Source organism: Pseudomonas fluorescens (genome assembly GCF_900215245.1).
Lineage (GTDB): Bacteria > Pseudomonadota > Gammaproteobacteria > Pseudomonadales > Pseudomonadaceae > Aquipseudomonas > Aquipseudomonas fluorescens.
Genome location: NZ_LT907842.1, coordinates 5,147,929 through 5,167,950, shown reverse-complemented (window position 1 = coordinate 5,167,950; position 20,022 = coordinate 5,147,929). Strand labels below are relative to the sequence as shown.

Here is a 20,022-nt window from a genome sequence, read left to right as displayed (position 1 = left end):
GGCCGTTGAGGCGGCCGTAACCATTAAAAGTCATAGGGCTGTGAGTTTTGCTCATGGCCCCTGCGACGATCGATGCCCGTTTGCGCCGTTGACCTGCTGTATCACACACCATATAGTGTGCCCACAAACAGAACAGACCACTACATAGTGTGCAGCATCGGTAATTACCGACCACACTACGCGCAGTATTTCAATGCCGAGTAGCCTGCAAATCGCCTATTTTTGGACGGCCTCAAACGCCGTCAGAACAGACCAGGAAGGAGTATTTCAATGCTGAGTTGGGACGAAGTCGACAACGAAGACACCGGTGCAGCGGTGATCAAAGGCGCCAACGCCGGCCATGCCAGCGAAGCGAACATGGACCGTCTCGACGGTGCCGGCGCCGCTGCCGCCCTGGAAGCGCGCAACGTGACAGCCAACGACTCCGCCGCCATCGTGCGCGCCAAGGCCGCCCTGGACAAACTCGACGTCGCCGAAGGCCTCGCTGAGCTCGAAGGCTCCGCCGCCCGCGTCGCCGTTGACGAAAAGCGCATGATCAACTGCCGCGCCGACCTCAACCAACTCGTGCCCTTCAAGTACGACTGGGCCTGGCAGAAGTACCTCGACGGGTGCGCCAACCACTGGATGCCGCAAGAGGTCAACATGACCGCCGACATCGCGCTGTGGAAAAACCCCGAAGGCCTCACCGACGACGAACGCCGCATCGTCATGCGCAACCTCGGCTTCTTCTCCACCGCCGACTCCCTGGTCGCGAACAACCTGGTGCTGGCCGTGTACCGCCTGATCACCAACCCGGAGTGCCGCCAGTACATCCTGCGCCAGGCCTTCGAAGAAGCGATCCACACCCACGCCTACCAGTACTGCATCGAATCGCTGGCCATGGATGAAGGCGAGATCTTCAACATGTACCACGAGATCCCATCGGTGGCTAAAAAAGCCGCGTGGGGCCTGAAGTACACCCGTTCGATCTCCGATCCGAAGTTCGAAACCGGCACCGTCGAAACCGACAAAGAACTGCTGCGCAACCTGGTCGCCTACTACTGCGTCCTCGAAGGCATTTTCTTCTACTGCGGCTTCACCCAGATCCTGTCCATGGGCCGCCGCAACAAAATGACCGGTGTCGCCGAGCAGTTCCAGTACATCCTGCGCGACGAGTCGATGCACCTGAACTTCGGTATCGACGTGATCAACCAGATCAAAATCGAAAACCCACACTTGTGGGATGCCGAGATGAAGGAAGAAGCGACCCAGATGATCCTGCAAGGGACGCAGCTGGAGATCGAGTACGCACGCGACACCATGCCGCGCGGCGTGTTGGGTATGAATGCGGCGATGATGGAGGACTATTTGAAGTTCATCGCGAATCGTCGCCTGTCGCAGATTGGGTTGAAGGAAGAGTACCCAGGCACGACTAACCCGTTCCCGTGGATGAGCGAGATTATGGACTTGAAGAAAGAGAAGAATTTCTTTGAGACCCGTGTGATTGAGTACCAGACCGGCGGTGCATTAAGCTGGGACTGATCAATGCGGATCCGCAGTTGTCACAACCCATTGACGCGCGTACCCATGAGCTGACTGCGGGTGCTCGAAATAGGGCGTTTCTAAACCGAGCCTCTCGTCGAAACGAGGCGTTTAGCGGCGCCCATGCATGAGCGTGCAACACCAAGGTATTGCCGAGACAAGACCACCCGGACGGCCTCTTTGCAGGCAGCTCCGGGTGCGTTATGCGGTGGGTGTGTCTCAGTGCCGCAGCAGTTTGCGCAGAGGGACGCCGTCTTTAAGCACGGGCGACTTGATGACGATGTAGCTGAAGTACTTGGAAATGCCGATGTTCTTGTCCAGCAGGCTTTCGACCACTTCCTGATAATGCTGAATGCTGCGCGTCATGAAGCGCACCAGGTAATCGTAGCCACCGCTGATCAAATGGCATTCGAGCACTTCATCCACCAGACGAATGTTGGACTCGAACTTGGCGAAGTCTTCCCGCTTGTGATCGCTGAGGGTGATCTCGGTAAATACCGTGACCGAATCGGTAATCTTTGCCAGGTTCAAGTGTGCCTTGTAGCTGGAAATATACCCGGCCGACTCCAGCCGCTTGACGCGTTGAAGGCAGGGACTGGCCGATAAGCCAACGGCATCGGCGAGGCTGACGTTGGTCATCCGGCCGTCCTTTTGCAGCTCGACCAGAATGCTGATGTCAATCCGGTCCAGTTTCACTAGTCCTTCCATTGCGTACCTCTTGACTGCCATTTGTAAGACAATCTTCTAGCAAAATCAGCGCCGTAAAGACAGCTGATGCTGAGCCACCAGATCCGCCATGCTGTTGATGCAGTAATCCGCCGCACACGGCGTGGGCTGTCTGGCACGCTGACGGCCAATCAAACAGCGGTCCGCCCCCCCGACTGCGCCGACAGACGCTCGCGTCACATGCAGCACAGGCTCTGCTTGCAGCGCTGGGTGATTAAGCCATTCAGGGTCTTCGGCCAGGGAGATGAAATCCTCCAGCGCGATTCCCAGGCGCTCACATAACAGGGCGCGATCTTCCGCATCGCGGTCGCCGCGTACCAGCAACCGGTAGAACTTGCGCAGGTACAGCATAGCGCCTGGCGCGTCCTCGAAAAGTGACCAGTTGCCGGCTGAACGCGCAAAACTCATGCCCTCCTCCCAACTGGCCTGCAAGCCCCAGCCCGCCGCAAGTTGGCGATGGGCAAAGCACAGCACACCACTGAAGCCTAGCTCAGCAAAGCGTGGGTAGAGCGCCGCCACCACCGTATTGTATTCGGCCAACACCTGTTCTTTTTGCGGCTGGCCGCCACGGCTGTCGAGCAACGGCTGCAAGGCCGTCCAGACGCCCGAATCCCGGTCCACCAGCACTTCGTCGCAATCAATCAGCAACGCTCGATACGTTGTCAGCCCCATGGTGGGTCAAGCCTCCAATGATGCATTTTATTCACTCGTGCTCCATAACGGCTCGCGCGGGTACTGGCTCAGTTCAAGACCCGTGCCAAAGCGCCCTGAAGAATCTGCAAGGCTTCGTCGACCTGAGCCTCGGTGGTGACCAGGGGCGCCAGGAAGCGCAATACGTTGCGGTACACGCCGCACTTGATCACCAGCAAACCACCTTTGCGCGCTTCATCAATCAGCCGCTGATTGAGGTCAGCGTCTGGTGTGCGCGCCTCGTCGTTCTTGATCAGCTCGATGGCCAGCATGAACCCGGTGCCACGCACGTCACCGATTTGCGGATGACGGCTGCGCAAGCTCAGCAAACCCTGACGCAAACGCTCGCCCAGCGTTTCAGCGCGCGCCAGCAAGTGTTCTTCCTCGAAGGCATCGATCACCGCCAGAGCCGCCGCACAAGACAAGGCGTTACCGCCATAGGTACCGCCCAGGCCACCGGGCAACGGCGCGTCCATGATCGCGGCCTTGCCGACCACACCCGACAACGGCAAGCCGCCGGCCAGGCTCTTGGCCACAGTCACCAGGTCGGGCTGGATGCCAGCATGCTGGAAGCCGAACCACTTGCCCGTGCGGCCGAAACCAGTCTGGATTTCATCGAGGATCAGCACAATGCCGTGTTTTTCGGTCAACGCGCGCAGCCCTTTGAGGAACGCCACCGGCGCCGACAGGAAACCACCGTCGCCCTGCACCGGTTCAATAATGATCGCCGCGACCCGCTCTGGTGCCACCTGGGTGGCGAGCAACTCGTCGAGTGCCGCGAGGGCCATGTCACTGGTAACGCCGCGATAGGCATTCGGATAGGGTGTATGGAACACCTCCGGTGCGAACGGCCCGAAATTCTGTTTGTACGGCTGGCTCATCCCCGTCAGCGTCGTACCGAGCAAGGTGCGCCCATGGAAACCGCCACGAAAGGCAATCACAGCCGAACGGTTGGTGTGGGCACGCGCAATCTTCACTGCGTTTTCCACGGCCTCGGCCCCAGAAGTGAAAAACGCCGCTTTATAGGCCTCCTTGCCACCGATCATTTCGCACAGGCGCTGGGCCAGGTCCAGATAAGGTGTGTAGGCGACCACCTGGAAACAGGCGTGGGAGACTTTCTGCAGTTGCGCCTGCACTGCCGCGACCACTTTCGGGTGGTTGTGGCCGATGTTCAGCACGCCGATGCCGCCGACGAAATCCAGGTAGCGCTTGCCGTCCACATCCCACAACTCGGCACCTTGGGCGTGATCGATCACCAAGGGGTGAGCAGTGACCAGCCCACGAGGCACGAATTGATCGCGCTGGCGGAGCAAATGAGGGGTTTCGTCGACTTTGCTATTCATGGCATTTCCCATCGTGAGTCCGGCAACCGGAAGGTGGTTGCGATGGTGTTCAGGTTACGACGTGTACGAAACCAACTAAGCCGAACTTGCCCCGTGAGAAATTCGGATCGACTGTTTTGCCCCTTCCTTTCAACAGATCCTGCGCCGGGCTTGAGCGATGATGAACACTCTCTTTACCCGACAGGAAATGCCCATGGCCTTGCTCTACAAAGCTGACCCGGTGCGCGGCCAACACTGGCAGGCACTGTTTGCCGAACACGCAGCGGATATTCAGTGGCGCGCCTGGCCAGAGATCGGCGCCCCTGATGAGATCGAATACCTGGCCGCCTGGCAGGCCCCGGATGATCTCGAACAGCTGTTGCCCAATCTAAAAGTGTTGTTTGCCCTGTCGGCCGGGGTCGATCAACTGGACCTCGACCGCTTACCGGCGCACCTGCCGGTGGTGCGCCTGCTGGACCCGGGCATCACCCAAGGCATGTGCGAGTACGCCAGTTGGGCCGTGCTCAGCCTGCACCGGGATATGCTGCTTTACCGCCAGCAGCAGACAGCACGCTGCTGGCAGGCGCATTTACTGCAACCCGCGGTGAGCCGGCGTGTCGGCGTGATGGGGCTGGGCACCCAGGCGCAGCAAATTCTGGCCACCCTCAAGCCGCTCGGTTTTGCCTTGTCTGGCTGGGCCCGTAGTGCCCACAAAGTGCCAGGCGTGGACTGCTACGCCGGTGAACAGCAACTGTCCGCCTTCCTCAGCCAGTGCGATATTCTGCTGTGCGTGCTGCCGCTGACGGAACAGACCCAAGGCATTCTCGACGCGCAGTTATTCGCCCAACTGCCACGGGGCGCGGCCCTGATCAACATGGGCCGTGGCGGGCACCTGGTGGAAAACGACTTGCTTGAGGCGCTGGCCAGCGGGCAGCTCAGCGGCGCGGTGCTGGATGTGCTGCAGCAAGAGCCGGCACCGGCAGATCATCCTTTTTGGGGCCACCCGCAGATCGCACTGACACCGCATATTGCAGCGATGACCCAACCACAAACGGCTTTTGGGGTGTTGTTGGAAAATATCCGGCGCCACCAGCGCGGCGAGCCGATGCTGGGTGAGGTAGATCGGCGCCAAGGGTATTAAGGGACCCGGCAATGCAGGGCATCGCCGGTTTGTGGGTACTTAGCGCAGCTTCGCCGCAATCGCCAGCCCCACATCCTGAGTCGAGCCCTTCCCGCCCAGGTCCGGGGTAATCGGCCCCTGCCCAATCACCTCTTCGATCGCCTGCAGAATCCCGTCGTGTGCCGCGCGATAACGTTCATCCCCGTTACCCAGGAAGTCCAGCATCAGCGCGCCGGACCAGATCATCGCAATCGGGTTGGCAATGTTCTGCCCGTAGATATCCGGTGCCGAGCCATGCACGGGCTCAAACAACGACGGAAACCGCCGCTGCGGATCGAGATTGGCCGAAGGCGCGATTCCGATGGTGCCGGCACAGGCTGGCCCCAGGTCGGAAAGAATGTCGCCAAACAGGTTCGATGCCACCACCACATCAAACCGGTCCGGCTGCAGCACAAACCGTGCGCACAGGATGTCGATGTGCTGCTTGTCCCAAGTCACCTCTGGGTACTTCGTGGCCATCAACGCCGTGCGCTCGTCCCAGTACGGCATGCTGATGGAAATCCCGTTGGATTTGGTCGCTGCGGTCAGCCGTTTGCGCGGCCGGGTCTGTGCCAGGTCGAAAGCGAACTTCAGAATCCGGTCCACCCCGCGACGGGTGAACACCGACTCTTGCAGCACGAACTCATGCTCGGTGCCTTCGAACATTTTGCCGCCAACCGAGGAGTACTCACCTTCGGTGTTCTCGCGGATCACCACAAAATCGATGTCTCCCGGTTTGCGCCCGGCCAATGGGCACGGTACGCCTGGAAACAGCCGAACCGGGCGGATATTCACGTACTGGTCGAAGTCGCGGCGGAACTTGAGCAATGAGCCCCAAAGGGAAATGTGGTCCGGCACTTTGTCCGGCCAGCCCACGGCGCCGAAATAGATCGCGTCGAAACCCTTGAGCTGTTCGAACCAGTCGTCGGGCATCATCTGACCGTGTTCCAAGTAGTAATCGCAGTGCGCCCAATCGAGCACTTCGATGCTTAAATCCAGCTGCCATGTCTTCGCGGCCTGCTCCAGCACCCGCAAGCCTTCCGGCAGGACTTCCTTGCCAATACCATCGCCGGCAATCGCGGCAATTCTGAATACCTTGCTCATCTAACGTGGCTCCCGCTGTCTGTGAATGACAGCCCGCCGATGTGGAAGGCTTTGACTTCAAGGTATTCATCCAGGCCGTACTTGCTGCCTTCTCGGCCCAGGCCTGACTGCTTGATGCCGCCGAACGGCGCGACTTCCATGGAAATGATGCCGGTGTTGAGCCCGACCATGCCGAACTCCAGTGCCTCACCGAACCGCCATGACCGGCGAAGGTCCTGAGTGAAATAGTAAGCGCCCAAGCCGTAAGGTGTAGCGTTGGCCAGCGCCAGGGCTTCGGCTTCATCGGTGAACCGCATCAACGGCGCGACCGGGCCAAAGGTTTCTTCGTTGGCCAACAACATGCTGGCGTGGGTGTCGCCAAGGACTGTGGGCTGGACGAATAGGCTGCTGCCCTCGGGAATCCCGCCGCAAAGCAACTGTGCGCCCTGGCTCAGCGCATCATTGATGTGCCGAGTGACTTTGTTGACGGCTGCCAGGTTGATCAGCGGGCCGATGGTGACGCCAGTGTCGAGACCATTGCCCAACTTGAGCTTGCCCACCTCTTCAACCAGCCGTTGAGCAAAGCGTTCGTAAATGCCGTTTTGCACGAGAACCCGGTTGGCACAGACACAAGTTTGGCCGGCGTTGCGGAACTTGCTGAGCATAATACCGGCCACGGCCTGCTCCAGGTCCGCATCGTCAAACACAATGAACGGGGCATTGCCGCCCAATTCCAGGCTCAGGCGCTTGATGTGTTCGGCACTCTGGCGCATCAACAGGCGGCCGACGGCAGTTGAACCGGTAAAGGAAATCTTGCGTACCGTCGGGTTGCTGGTCAGCTCTTCGCCAATGCCAGCAGGCATTCCGGTCAAGACGTTGAACACACCGGCCGGGATGCCGACGCGCTCGGCCAACACCGCCAGGGCCAATGCCGACAAAGGGGTGAGGTCGGACGGTTTGACGATGATCGGGCAACCGGCAGCCAGGGCTGGCGCGCACTTGCGGGTGATCATTGCGTTCGGAAAATTCCACGGTGTGATCGCCGCGCAGACGCCCACCGGTTGCTTGAGGGTCAGCAAGCGACGGTCGCCGCTGGGGGCCGGCATGGTTTCGCCGTAGACCCGCCGTGCCTCTTCGGCGAACCATTTGACGAAGCCGGCACCATAGCGGATTTCACCCTGGGCTTCGTTCAGCGGTTTGCCCTGCTCACAGGTCATGATCAGCGCCAGGTCGTCGAGGTTGTCGATCATGGCTTGGTACCAGCGCTCCAGCAACACGGCACGTTCGGCCGCCGGGCGTGCGCGCCAGGCGGGCCAGGCCTTGTCGGCAGCCTCGACGGCCCGGCGGGTTTCCGCGCCCTGCATGGCCGGGACCCGGGCGAGCAATTGGCCGCTGGCCGGGTCGATGACGTCCAGGGTCGCGGCATTGTCGGCGCCAATCCACTGCCCGTTCACATAGGCGAGTTCTGCCAGAAGGCTGGGGTCTTTCAAACGATTCTTGAGCATGGTCGAGTCCTGATCCGAGACAGTCTCCAGTCTAGGCAGGTGTCGCAGGTGAGGATGCTGAAAGCGTGCTTCCAGCAGTGTCGCGTGCTGAAAATCAACCCGCGACGGCAGGCTCTACCAGCACGCGCCTAGCCTTTCAACGAACCCAGCAACCCTTGCAAAAAGCGCTCGCCGGCTTCCATCTGGCTGATCTCGACAAACTCATCCGGCTTGTGCGCCTGCTCGATGGAGCCCGGCCCGCACACCACCACCGGCACATCCAGACGCTGCTTGAACAGGCCGCCTTCAGTGCCGAACGAGACTTTCGAGGTGCCCGTGTCCGGCGCCGCAAATTGCTTGAGGAAGCGCACTGCTTCGACACTGGGGTGCGTGTCGAGACCCGGGTAGACGTTGACGGTTTCAATTTCGATGGCCGCCACGCTGGAGAGCTTCTGCGCCTCACGCACGATCACTTCAGCGCGCTCGTGCATCTGGTCCAGGAACTGATCGAGGTCGTCTGCCGGCAGGTTGCGCACCTCAAAATCCAGGGTGCACAGGTTGGGCACGATATTGAGCGCCTTGCCGCCGACAATCTGCCCGACATGCACGGTGCTGTAGGGCACGTCGTAGTCGTTGTCCTGGGCGCCGTGGCGTTGCAACTGCTGCTGGCTCTCGCGCAGGGCGCCGATGAAGTCACAGGCGACGTGGATCGCATTCACTGATCGCGGCGCCAGCGATGAATGGGCTTCCAGGCCGCGGCAGTAAGTGCGGTAAGAGCCTTTGCCCTTGTGGCCCAGCACAAACTGCATATTGGTCGGCTCACCGATCATGCACAGAAACGGGCGCACCGGCGCCAGGTGCAACACGTCAAGCAAGCGTCGCACGCCCACACAACCAATCTCTTCATCATGGGACAACGCCAGTTGTAACGGGCGGCTCAGGCGATGATCCGCTGCATCGAGCATCGCGTCGATGGCCAGGGCGATAAAACCTTTCATGTCACAACTGCCGCGGCCGTAGATACGCCCGTCCTGCACAGTGGCGGCGAAGGCGGGAAAGGTCCAGGCCTGCCCCGCCGCCGGCACTACGTCAGTGTGCCCGGACAGCAGCACGCCGGGCTGGTCTTTGGGGCCGGTGCTGGCAAACAGGTTGGCCTTCTTGCCGCTTTCGTCGCGTACGATCAACGACTCGATGCCCTTGGTCGCCAACAGCTCGCGTACGTAGTCGATCAGGGCCATGTTCGACACCGACGACACGGTGTCGAACGCCATCAGCTGTGTGAGAATCTCGAGAACGCGCGGTTTCATGAGGCCTGGCTCCGTTGTGCGGCAAGGTGGGCAAAGCGGGTGATGGAGAATGGCTCGATCGGGGTGCTGGTGCTGCCGGTACTGAGCAATTCGGCCATCACATCGCCGACCCCTGGGCCCAATTGGAACCCGTGGCCACAAAAACCAAAGGCGTAGAACAGCCCATCGACGGTTCCGCTGGGGCCCATCACCGGCAACGCGTCTGGCAGGTAGCCTTCAATGCCGCTCCATACGCGGATGATGTTGAGGTTGCCGACACCGGGCAGCAGCCGGCGCATCTGGTTGACCTGGTTGAGAATACTGCGCGGCTCGACCTGAGCACGACGGTTGAGCATGTCCGGCTTGCTGCGGTAACCGCCGCCGATAACGATATTGCCACGGGGAATCTGGCGGAAGTAAATCACTTCCTCAGGGATCTTGGTGTACACGCCGATCACGGTCGGCAACGCATACGGCACCGGCTCGGTAACGGCCATTTGCGGGCCATGGGTATCCAGCGGCACCGGTTCGCCGAACTGCGCCGAGAGTTTCTGGCCCCAGGCACCGGCAGTGATCAACAACTGCGCGGCATGGAACTGGCGGCCGTCGGTGGTGGTGACGTGAAAATCGCCGCCTACCTTCTGGACCTCGGCGACCTCAGTGCGCTCCTCAATCTGCGCACCCAGGCGCCTCGCCGCGCGGGCAAACGCCGGTGCGGCCAAACGCGGGTTCGCATGACCGTCGTGGGGCGCGTAGGAGCCGCCCTTGACCTGCGCGCCAAGAAAGCCGAAGCGTTGGCGCAGTTCGGCGCCGCGATAGATTTTCAGGTCCAGTTGCGCCGCTTCAGGTGCGGCAGCGTAGGCCTCAAGTTCAGCAATTTCATCTTCTCGATAACACACGCGCATGTGCCCGCTGGCGATGAATTCCAGGTCGTCGTCGATCAGTTCGGGCAAACGTTTCCACAGCGCCCAGGAACGGTTGGCCAGGGCCAATTGGCCGAGGAAGCGCCCTTGCCGCCGCACGTTGCCGAAGTTGACGCCGCTGGCGTATTGGCCGATCTGATCGCGCTCCAGCAGGATTACCGATTGGCCACGACAGCGCAAAAAGAAGGCGCTCGCCGCGCCCATCAGGCCACCACCCACAATCACCACGTCTGCTTTTTGCACGCTCATGGAGCGACCTCCTCGGTGAGCATCGACAACGGTTTGACGGGTGCCTGGCCACGCTGGCGGCCCACCTCCCGAACCTGTACGCCAGCAGCGGCCGCGATCACTTCCGCCCCCGCCTGGGAGCAATAACGGCCCTGGCAACGGCCCATGCCAACCCGACTGAACGCCTTGGCGCGGTTCACTTCACAGGCGCCTTTTTCACTGACTACGCGACGTAAATCGCCGGCGCTGATCATCTCGCAGCGACACACAATCGCACTGTCGGGCAGGGCCTTGGCCTGTTCGCTGGGCCAGGGGAACGCCTGCGCCAACCCAAGGCGAAACTGGTCCATCACATCCAGCGCCAGGCGTTGCGCGTCGCGCAGCCCTGTATCGAAAGGGTGTTTCAAATCCTCCAGCAAGGTCAGCGCCACCAGTCGCCCGGCGTGCTCGGCCGCATCGGCGCCGCGAATTTTCGAACCGTCGCCGGCCGCGTACACACCCTTTACGGAAGTGCGTCCGGCTTCATCCACCGACAGCCACCATTGGCTTGAAGGCTCATCGAACGCCATCTTGCAGCCAGCCAGGTCGCCCAGTTGGGTTTCCGGGCGCAAGTGATAACCGAGCGCCACAGCGTCGGCCTCCACGGTCAGGGTTCGCCCGTTGGCGGTGTTGAACCGCACACCACTGACGCCGCTTGCGGCATCGCCCAGGACCTGCAACGGCTTGATACCCAGGTGCACCGCGACCTTGGCCCGGTACAGTTGCGCCAGCAGCTTGATTCCCGTGAACAGCAAGCCGGGGCGCGCCAGCAGCTTGGGCAGAGCCTTGATACGCAGGCGCATCGGCGACGTATCCAACACCGCCGCCACCGTCGCGCCCGCCTTTACGTACTGGCTGGCGACCAGGTACAGCAAAGGCCCGCTGCCCATGAACACCACGTTGTGGCCAATCGATACCGCCTGGTTTTTCAGCGCGATCTGCGAACCTCCGAGGCTATAGGTACCCGCCAGTTGCCAGCCCTCAATGGGCATCAAGCGGTCGGTAGCGCCAGTGCAGAGGATCAACGCGTCGTAATCCACCGTACTATGGCGGCCCTGGCTGACGCAGCACAATTGCCCCGGCGTGAGGTTCCACACCAACGTGTCGGGGCGGTAATCAATCGCGCCGCGCAGGCGATCGAAACTCTGGTGCAAGTCCTGGGCCTTGGCGGCTTCGCTGCCGTACAACGTCGTATAGTCGCGAGTAAACCCTTCGGGTTGGCGGCGATAGATTTGCCCGCCGTCGCGGCGATTTTCATCGATCAGGATCGGTGTAATGCCGGCGCTCACCAGCGTCTCGGCGCAACGAATGCCCGCCGGACCCGCGCCCACGATGACTACCCGTGCAGTGGCCATTTCGCCTCCGGTTGTGTGGTGACAATATCCAGGCCCTCGCGGACCTCATTAGAGCAGGCACGCAAGCGTTCGCCGCTGCGGGTCCACACCCAGCAGTCCTGGCACGCCCCCATCAGGCAGAAGCCTGCGCGACGGCCGGTGTCGAACTCCGACTGCCGCAACGTGCTGCCCTGCGTCAGCAAGGCGACCATCAACGTGTCGCCCTGCAAAGCCTCGATGGGTGCGCCATCCACGGTCAGGCTGACCGTCGGCCGCGCCTGTTCGGCCAACCTCACAAAACGCCCTTTCATGCATAGGCTCCCAACGTCATGGTGTTAATACCCTGCTGAGTGTTCAGCAATTGGGCCGTGTCGTGATGGCAGAGAATTTCACCACCGTTCTCCAGGCTGCGGCGGCTCGGCGCGGTGAGGTTGCACAAGCCGTCGACCCGCACCGGGCAGCGATTGAGGAACGTACAGAGTTCCGGCACATTGGCGCGCGCGCCAATGGGGGGCAACGCGCCACCGGAGGCGCCGCAGGTTTCCAGCCAACCTTGGCGCAGCTCAGGTACCGAGTGGATCAACACGTCGGTGTAGGGATGAAACGGCGGCTCGGCAAACGACTGGCGGCTGCCGGCCTGAACCTTATGGCCGCTGTACATCACCACAATGTCGTCGCACAGCGCACGTACCGTGGAGATGTCATGGCTGATAAACAGGTAGGAAACGCCAAGCTCCTGACGCAAGTCGCGCAGCAGTTCGAGAATCGCCGCGCCCACCACGGTGTCGAGGGCCGAGGTCACTTCATCGCAAAGGATCAGGTCGGGCTTGGCGGCCAGCGCCCGCGCCAGGTTGACCCGCTGCTTCTGCCCTCCAGACAGCTCATTGGGGCGCCGCTCGGCCATTGCGCGGGGCAGGCGCACCAGATCGAGCAGTTCGCCAATCCGCGTTTGCAACGCCGCGCCTTTGAGGCCGAAATACATCTTCAGCGGCCGACTGAGTATGGTCGCCACGCTGTGCATGGGGTTCAGTGCGGTGTCGGCATTTTGAAACACCATTTGAATCCGTCGAAACTGCTCGGGGCTGCGCTCGGACAGGCTGCCACCTAAGGGCTGGCCATCGAATGTCAGCCCGCCGAGGGCCGGGGTCAGCAGCCCCGCAACCACGCGGGCCAAGGTGGACTTGCCGGAGCCCGACTCGCCGATCACCCCAATGGCCTGGCCGCGTCGCACGGTAAGGTCGATGTCTTCGAGTACCCGGATCGACGGCATGCCTTGCAGGTTCTTGTTGCCGTAGCCAGCGGTGAGGCCGCGGATGGTCAGCAGCGGTACATCTTCGGCAATCCCGCACGGCGGACGGATGGTGGTGTCAGGGCGCGCGGCTGCCAGCAGGCTGCGCGTGTACTCATGGGTCGGGGCTTTGAGCAGCGGCGCCGTGGCGCTCTGTTCGAAGATCTGTCCACCATTGAGTACCACGATCTGGTCAGCCATTTGCGCCACCACGGCCAGGTCGTGAGAGACATACACGGCCGTGGTACCCCGCTCGCGCACCACCCGCTTGAAGGCGCGCAGCACGTCAATCTGGGTGGTCACATCGAGCGCCGTAGTGGGCTCGTCGAGCACCACCAGAAGCGGGTCGCTGATCAGCGCCATCGCCGCCATCACCCGTTGCAGTTGCCCACCAGAGACCTGATGCGGATAGCGTCGGCCGATGCGCTCCGGGTCGGGCAGCGCCAAGTCGCGGAACAGCCCGATGGCTTTGGCTTGCAGTTCGGCCCGAGTGCCCAGGCCATGGATCAACGCGCCCTCCACGACTTGGTCGATGAGTCTTTTCGCCGGATTGAACGCCGCCGCAGCGCTTTGCGCGATGTAGGACACCCGGTTGCCACGCAGGCCTTGCAGCTGCTTTTCGCTCAGGGCACGCATGTCGTGCTCACCGACTTGCACCACTCCGCCGGATAAGCGACAGCCCCGCCGCGCGTAACCGAGCAGCGCCAGGGCGATGGTGGTCTTGCCCGAGCCGGACTCACCGATCAACGCCAGCACTTCACCTTTTTTCAGGGAAAAACTCACGCCTTTGACGATTTCAACCTCGCCACGCTCGCCACAGGCGACCACCCGCAGGTCTTCAACGCGAATCAATTCACTCATTTCAATGGCCTCCCATACGTCGACTACGCCGGGACGACAGATGGTCGATCAGCAAATTCACACCAATGGTCAACGTACCAATGGCGAGCGCTGGAATGATGATGGCCAGCGCGCCCTGGTTGAGGCCGCCGATGTTTTCCCGTACCAGGGAGCCAAGGTCCGCGTCTGGCGGTTGCACGCCCAGGCCCAGAAAGCTCATGCCGCTGAGCAACAGCACGATGTAGCCGAAGCGCAACCCCAGATCGGTCAATACGGGGTTGAGCATATTCGGCAGGATTTCCATGCACGCCACGTATAACCGGCGCTCGCCTCGGGTACGGGCGACTTGCACGTACTCAAGGGCTTCAATGTTGACCGCCATGCTGCGGGCGACGCGAAACGCACCCGGGATATAGCTGATAACGGCGGTGCAGATCAGCAGCGTCACTGACGACCCAAAGGCCGAGACCATGATCAGTGCAAGCATTTTGCTGGGGATCGAAATGAACGCGTCCATGATGCGGCTGATGACTTCGTCCAGCCACTTGGGTGCGACCACCGACAACAACGCAGAACCGGTGCCCAGGGCGCTGGCCAGTAACGCCGCCACCAGCGCCAGCCCGACGGTGAACCGGGCGCCCACCAACACCCGACTAAGCATGTCGCGGCCCAGGTAATCGGTGCCAAACGGGTGGGCGAGGCTAAAGCCTTCGAAGATGTTATCGGACACCACTTCACCCACAGGGTGTGGCGCCAGCCAGGGGCCAAACAGCGCCACCAGCAACCAGGCCACGCACACCAATGCTCCCACCAGCCCCAACCACGACGGAGCGCTGGAGACTTTGGCGAGTGCCAGGGCTGAGGACACAGGCTTTGACTTGGCAATGAGATTGTTCATTGGTTTCTCAGCCTCGGGTTGGACAGGATTGCGCAGAGGTCGGCGAGCAGCACCAGGCCCAGGTAGGCCGCGCAGAACAACATGGTGCAAGCCTGCACCAGCGCCATGTCGCGGTTGGTCACGGCGTCGACCATCAAGCTGGCAATGCCGGGGTAGTTGAAGATGGTTTCGACGATCACCACCCCGCCCAACAGGTACGACAGGCTCAGGGCGATGGCATTGGCAATCGGGCCGATGGCGTTGGGCAAGGCATGGCGCAGCACAATACGTATGGGGCTGACGCCTTTGAGGCGCGCCATTTCGACGTAGGGGCTGTCGAGCTGATCGATCACCGCAGCGCGCGTCATGCGCGCCATTTGCGCGATGATGACGCAACACAGCGTCATCACCGGCAAGGCATAGGTACGCATGAATTGCAGGGGTGAGGTAATGTCGCTGGCATACGACAGTGCCGATAACCAACCGAGGTTGACCGCGAAAATCAGCACGGCCAGGGTTGCCACCAGAAACTCCGGCACCGCAACCATCGCCAGGGTGACAAAGCTCAGGCAGCTGTCGATGCGCCCACCCCGGCCCATCGCCGAGCCGATGCCCAGCACCAGCGCCAACGGCACCGAAACCAGCGCCGTGACACCCGCCAACATCAGGGTGTTGGGCACTCGTCCCGCCATCAATTCACCCACCGGCATCGCATTGGACACCGACACCCCCATGTCGCCGGTGAGCAGGCTCATCAACCAGTGCAAGTACCGCAACACACCAGGCTGGTCCAACCCCAGTTTCAGGCGCAGCGCCGCCACCTGTTCAGGGGTCGCGAACTGGCCAAGGGATTGTTGTGCAGCATCCCCCGGCAGTACTGCCGTGATCGCAAAAACGACCATGGACACGATCAACAAGGTCACCGCACCGGCACCAAAGCGCCGGCAGATCAACCACAGTGTATGGCTATTCATCGCACTGCCCTCCTCAAGCGTCCAACCACACCTGCTCGGCGAACATGTAACCCATGAAACCACCCAGCGGGTTGGTGTCGTAGCCTTTGATGCGCTGGTCGACGCCGTCGATGTTGCTGATAAATACCGGCACGCCGATGCCACAGTGGTCGTGAACCAGGGTCTGCATGTCGCCATACATTTTGGCGCGCTTGGCGTCGTCGGTCTCGCCACGTGCCAACATCAGTAACTGGTCGAATTGATCGTTCTGCCAGCCGGACTCGTTCCACGGCGCCTTGGACTGGAAGAATTGCGAAAACATCACGTCGGCATTCGGCCGAGGGTTGATGTTGCCGAAGCTCAAAGGGTGCTTCATCCAGTGGTTTGACCAGTAGCCGTCACTGGGCAGGCGGTTGACGTCAAGCTTGAGCCCGGCCTGTTTCGCCGACTGCTGCAACAGCACGGCGATGTCCACCGAACCGGTCGCAGCGGGTGACGCCATCACGGGCATGGTGATGCTTTCCATACCGGCTTTCTTCAGCAGGAACTTGGCTTTTTCCGGGTCGTAGACCGTCTGCGGCAAGTCGCTGTTGAAGTAGCGCGAGCCCGGTGCAATCGGGTGATCGTTGCCGACCACGGCAAAGCCACGGAACACTGCGGACTTGACTTGCTCACGGTCCAGCAGCAGCTTCATCGCCTGGGTGAATTCCGGGCTTTTGCCGGGCAACTGATCCTGGCGGATGATCAAGTCAGTGTAGTTGCCGGACGGCGCATCCACGACCCGGTGTTTGGCACTGGCAGCGATACGTGTGGTGGAACGTGGGTTGACCTCGTTGATCATGTGTACGTCGCCCGACAGCAGCGCGTTGACCCGCGACGGCTCGTCGGCGATAGCGATGAATTCGATTTCGTCCAGGTACGGCAAGCCCGGTTTCCAGTAGTTCTTGTTGCGCACGGCAATCGAACGCACCCCCGGTTTGAATTCACCCACGGTGAACGGCCCGGTACCGATGCCTTTATTGAAGTCGGTGGTGCCCTCAGGGACGATCAACAGGTGCGACACCGCCAGGATCGACGGCAACTCGGCGTTTGGCGCGCTGAGGCGAATCTGCACTTCGCTCGGGCCGCTGGCCTTGATCTCTGCGAACTGCTCCATCAACGGCATGACCTTGGAACCAGTGAGCGGGTCCTTGTGCCGGTTCAGGGTGAACACCACGTCGGCAGCGCTCAGCGTCTTGCCGTTGTGGAAGGTCACGTCTTTGCGCAGGGTGATGGTCCACAGGGTGGCGTCGGTATTCTCGATACGCTCGGCCAACTCCAATTGCGGCACCAGGTGTTTATCGAATCGGGTCAGGCCGTTATAGAACATGTAGTGGCGCGCATAGTCGGTAGACAGCGCGCCCTTGGCGGGGTCAAGGGTATCGGCGGTAGACGTGGACATACCGGCGACACGAATCTTGCCCCCCGGCTTGCCTTTACCTGCGACAGGCGCGTCATCGGCAAACACCTTACCGGCGGCGCTGAACAGACTGCCGGCACCGGCGGCGGCCACACCCGCAACACCGAGCATTTGCAGGGCATTGCGGCGCGACATACCACGGTTGAGACTTTCGAATACCCGCAGGCTCTCCTGGCCGGAGATCAGCTCGGGGGTGTTTTTGTTGTCAGTCATATCAAAGCTACCTGTCGATAATCGGAAGAATCGAGTGCTCACGGATGTCCGGAGCGTCCTGAAAAAACAAACGACGGTGACGCAACAACGGCAACTCAGTGCAAATAATCCTGGAAGCGGTAATAGGCACCCACGAACGGCAGGAACCAGGGTTTGCCGAAGTGCCCGGGAATCGCCGGCCATTCGAGCTCACGCCAGGGGTTGGCGGCTGCGTTGCCAGCCATCACCTCTGCCATCACCTGGCCCATGTGCACCGACATCTGCACGCCATGGCCGCTGTAGCCCATCGAATGGAACACCCCGCCATGCTGGCCTGCGCGGGGCAGGCGATCGGACGTCATGTCCACCAAACCGCCCCAGCAGTAGTCGATCTTCACGCCCGCCAACTGCGGGAACATGTTCAACATCGCGGCGTGCAGCACCTTGCCGCTCTTGGCATCGGAGACGCTGTCCGACATGGCGAACCGTGCCCGACCGCCAAACAGCAAGCGGTTGTCCGGCGTCAGGCGAAAATAGTTACCGATCATGCGGCTGGTCACATAGGCCCGATGCTGTGGCAGCAACTGGTCGATCAGGGCCTGGGACAAGACTTCAGTGGCGATGACAAAACTGCCTACCGGGACAATCCGCCGGCGGTACCAGCCGAGGTCGCCATGCTGGCAAGCACCGGTGGCCAGCAAGACTTGCCCGGCATGCAGCGAGCCCTTGGCGGTAGTGACTTGATAGCCGCCCGCCTGGGCCTTCCAGTGGTTGACCTGGGTGTGCTCATAAATCATTGCGCCACGCCGCACGGCCGCTTCGGCCAAGCCGACACCAAAACGGCCGACATGCATTTGCACACCGTTGCGTTGCAGCAAACCGCCATGGAACTGCGCCGAGTTGACTTCAGCGTGCGTCTGTTCGGCGCTGAGCAACTCGACATCGGCGTCGACCTCCTGGCGAATCAGCTCACAGGTGCGTGCAAGTCCTTCGTAATGCAGGGGCTTGGCCGCCAACTTGAGCTTCCCGTTGCGCACCAGGTCACAGGCGATCCCTTCCTGCTCGACCAGCGAAACCACCGTCTGCACCGCACTTTCATAGGCCTGGTAATAAGCACGCGCCTTGGCGGCACCGAGGCTGGCGTGCAAACCGGCATAGTCCTGGGCCACGCCGGTATTGCACTGCCCACCGTTGCGCCCCGAGGCTTCGCCGATCACCCGGCCGGCGTCCAGCACGACCACACTGGCGCCATTACGCGCCAACGCCCGCGCCGCCGCCAGGCCGGTGAACCCTCCACCGACCACGGCTACATCGACCTGCTTGGGCAAGTCGCCCAGCCGGGCCCCGGTAAACGCCGGTGCGGTGTCGAGCCAATAGGATTCACTGCCCATGTCTTACCCCTTGCTGTGCTGTTACAGACCGACCAACGCTGGCAGCCCGCCGATATCGGGGATCTGCTGGTAACCGTAGAACGCATTGCCGGGCACTTCATGGCCACGGGCAACGAACGCCTTGTTTTTGATCTTCATGTCATGGGCCGGCATCAGGTCATAACGGAAGCTCGAAGACACATGCAAGATGTCTTCCGGGCCGCAGCCAAGGTTGTCGAGCATGAATTCGAAAGCGGCCAGGCGCGGCTTATAAGCCTGGGCCTGTTCGGCAGTGAATACTTTGTGGAACGGCGCGCCGAGCTTGTCGACGTTGGACATGATCTGGCTGTTGCTGGCATTGGAAAAGATCACCAGGGGGATCTTGTCGGCGATCTTCGACAGGCCGGCCGGCACGTCCGCATGAGGGCCCCAGGTCGGCACGGCGTCGTAATACAGTTGGCCTTCCTCGCGATACTCGATACCCCAGCGCTTGCAGGTACGGGCCAGGGCCGTCTTGAGGATTTCGTCATACGGCCTCCAGTCGCCCATCACCTGATCGAGGCGGTAGGCCGAGAAATCCTTGACGAACTGGTCCATCTGCTCTGGGGTGATGCGGTCGGCGAAAATTTCGCGGGTCATGGTGCCCATATGAAAGTTGGTCAGCGTACCGTAGCAGTCGAACGTAATGAATTTGGGGCGAAGAAAGCTCATTGAGTGCGGTCCTGAAGTTCGTTGATTGTGACAAGCGTTCGCTGCCCTGGTGGCACGTCGGCCTCGTTGCAGCACAGCTTCATTACACCACTGTGAAATCAGCATATGACGTCTAAAACGACCTGCGCTCAATACAAACCACCGTTTTGGTGGCTGGCCTCAGCAGAGTTTGCGGTGCGCGCCAGGCTTGGGCAGGCCCCGCTTTTATGCGCTTTTATGGGCCTTTGGGGGTAACGAGGCTCAAGAAAGGGCATGGCGGGCAGCAGTCACTGTGCTGCAAGCAGTATTTTGTGCGGTTGGCCGATCACGCGCGTCAGCGAATGGACAGTGCGCTATAGAGAAGAGCGCAAGCCTGCGCCGATACCAGCCGCTTCGCCCCTGAATTCCGGCCGGCCGCGCCTGGAAAAACCCCTGGCATTTGCTGCTGACCTCGCGACGCAATTAAGTAGTAACTGTGGTGATGTGGGGTGCCGCACACGGAATCTGCCGAATATTCCAGGCCCTCTTGCCAGCCTGTATGGCAGGTGGGATACAGAC

At 61.2% G+C, this 20,022-nt stretch carries 17 protein-coding genes; 2 read left to right on the top strand and 15 right to left on the bottom strand.

Annotated elements, in window-relative coordinates; translation table 11 throughout:
- The first annotated feature begins 270 nt into the window (after positions 1-270).
- Positions 271-1,521: a ribonucleotide-diphosphate reductase subunit beta gene (locus CPH89_RS24010; RefSeq protein WP_034108883.1), complete on the top strand. Its 1,251-nt coding sequence runs from the start codon at positions 271-273 to the stop codon at positions 1,519-1,521.
- A 219-nt stretch (positions 1,522-1,740) separates the two neighbouring features.
- Here CPH89_RS24010 and CPH89_RS24005 read toward each other — a convergent pair whose 3' ends face one another.
- The 3 genes from CPH89_RS24005 to gabT form a co-directional block, all read right to left on the bottom strand.
- Entirely contained in the window at positions 1,741-2,229 is a 489-nt protein-coding gene (locus CPH89_RS24005; RefSeq protein WP_003174918.1) for an Lrp/AsnC family transcriptional regulator, read from the bottom strand.
- Positions 2,230-2,274: 45 nt separating this feature from the next.
- The gene (locus CPH89_RS24000) at positions 2,275-2,919 is read right to left on the bottom strand and encodes an HAD family hydrolase (RefSeq protein ID WP_053256276.1); all 645 of its coding nucleotides are present in this window, start codon (positions 2,917-2,919) and stop codon (positions 2,275-2,277) included.
- 68 nt (positions 2,920-2,987) lie between these two features.
- A complete protein-coding gene (gene gabT / locus CPH89_RS23995) occupies positions 2,988-4,280 on the bottom strand; it encodes a 4-aminobutyrate--2-oxoglutarate transaminase (protein WP_053256277.1) in 1,293 nt (430 codons plus the stop codon).
- Between the two features lie 193 nt (positions 4,281-4,473).
- On the opposite strand from gabT, the gene CPH89_RS23990 reads away from it, so the two are divergent.
- Positions 4,474-5,400 (top strand): 2-hydroxyacid dehydrogenase, encoded by a 927-nt coding sequence (locus CPH89_RS23990; RefSeq protein ID WP_053256278.1) that lies wholly within the window; start codon positions 4,474-4,476, stop codon positions 5,398-5,400.
- 39 nt (positions 5,401-5,439) lie between these two features.
- On the opposite strand, the gene CPH89_RS23985 is transcribed toward CPH89_RS23990, so the two are convergent.
- The 12 genes from CPH89_RS23985 to CPH89_RS23930 all read right to left on the bottom strand — a co-directional run bounded on the left by CPH89_RS23985 (position 5,440) and on the right by CPH89_RS23930 (position 19,485).
- A complete protein-coding gene (locus CPH89_RS23985) occupies positions 5,440-6,522 on the bottom strand; it encodes a tartrate dehydrogenase (protein WP_053256279.1) in 1,083 nt (360 codons plus the stop codon).
- On the bottom strand, positions 6,519-8,006 hold the full coding sequence (locus CPH89_RS23980) for an NAD-dependent succinate-semialdehyde dehydrogenase (protein ID WP_053256280.1): 1,488 nt from the start codon (positions 8,004-8,006) through the stop codon (positions 6,519-6,521). The genes CPH89_RS23985 and CPH89_RS23980 overlap by 4 nt, the downstream gene beginning before the upstream one ends.
- A 128-nt stretch (positions 8,007-8,134) precedes the next feature.
- Positions 8,135-9,292 carry an acetylornithine deacetylase gene (gene argE, locus CPH89_RS23975; RefSeq protein WP_053256281.1) on the bottom strand — a complete coding sequence of 386 codons (1,158 nt, stop codon included), beginning with the start codon at positions 9,290-9,292 and terminating at the stop codon, positions 8,135-8,137.
- Complete coding sequence (locus CPH89_RS23970) at positions 9,289-10,443, bottom strand: NAD(P)/FAD-dependent oxidoreductase (RefSeq protein WP_053256282.1); 1,155 nt, start codon at positions 10,441-10,443, stop codon at positions 9,289-9,291. Before CPH89_RS23970 ends, argE begins: the two co-directional genes overlap by 4 nt.
- Positions 10,440-11,816 (bottom strand): FAD/NAD(P)-dependent oxidoreductase, encoded by a 1,377-nt coding sequence (locus CPH89_RS23965; protein WP_053256283.1) that lies wholly within the window; start codon positions 11,814-11,816, stop codon positions 10,440-10,442. The genes CPH89_RS23970 and CPH89_RS23965 overlap by 4 nt, the downstream gene beginning before the upstream one ends.
- Positions 11,798-12,106 carry a (2Fe-2S)-binding protein gene (locus CPH89_RS23960; RefSeq protein WP_053256284.1) on the bottom strand — a complete coding sequence of 103 codons (309 nt, stop codon included), beginning with the start codon at positions 12,104-12,106 and terminating at the stop codon, positions 11,798-11,800. The genes CPH89_RS23965 and CPH89_RS23960 overlap by 19 nt, the downstream gene beginning before the upstream one ends.
- Positions 12,103-13,944, bottom strand: a complete 1,842-nt coding sequence (locus tag CPH89_RS23955; protein WP_053256285.1) for an ABC transporter ATP-binding protein — start codon at positions 13,942-13,944, stop codon at positions 12,103-12,105. The genes CPH89_RS23960 and CPH89_RS23955 overlap by 4 nt, the downstream gene beginning before the upstream one ends.
- A 1-nt stretch (position 13,945) precedes the next feature.
- Positions 13,946-14,821, bottom strand: a complete 876-nt coding sequence (locus CPH89_RS23950) for an ABC transporter permease (RefSeq protein WP_053256286.1) — start codon at positions 14,819-14,821, stop codon at positions 13,946-13,948.
- Entirely contained in the window at positions 14,818-15,774 is a 957-nt protein-coding gene (locus tag CPH89_RS23945) for an ABC transporter permease (RefSeq protein WP_053256287.1), read from the bottom strand. Before CPH89_RS23945 ends, CPH89_RS23950 begins: the two co-directional genes overlap by 4 nt.
- A gap of 13 nt (positions 15,775-15,787) precedes the next feature.
- Positions 15,788-17,425: an ABC transporter substrate-binding protein gene (locus tag CPH89_RS23940; RefSeq protein WP_053256288.1), complete on the bottom strand. Its 1,638-nt coding sequence runs from the start codon at positions 17,423-17,425 to the stop codon at positions 15,788-15,790.
- Between the two features lie 95 nt (positions 17,426-17,520).
- A complete protein-coding gene (locus tag CPH89_RS23935) occupies positions 17,521-18,795 on the bottom strand; it encodes an NAD(P)/FAD-dependent oxidoreductase (RefSeq protein WP_053256289.1) in 1,275 nt (424 codons plus the stop codon).
- Between the two features lie 21 nt (positions 18,796-18,816).
- Positions 18,817-19,485 carry a haloacid dehalogenase type II gene (locus CPH89_RS23930; RefSeq protein WP_053256290.1) on the bottom strand — a complete coding sequence of 223 codons (669 nt, stop codon included), beginning with the start codon at positions 19,483-19,485 and terminating at the stop codon, positions 18,817-18,819.
- Positions 19,486-20,022 lie beyond the last annotated feature (537 nt).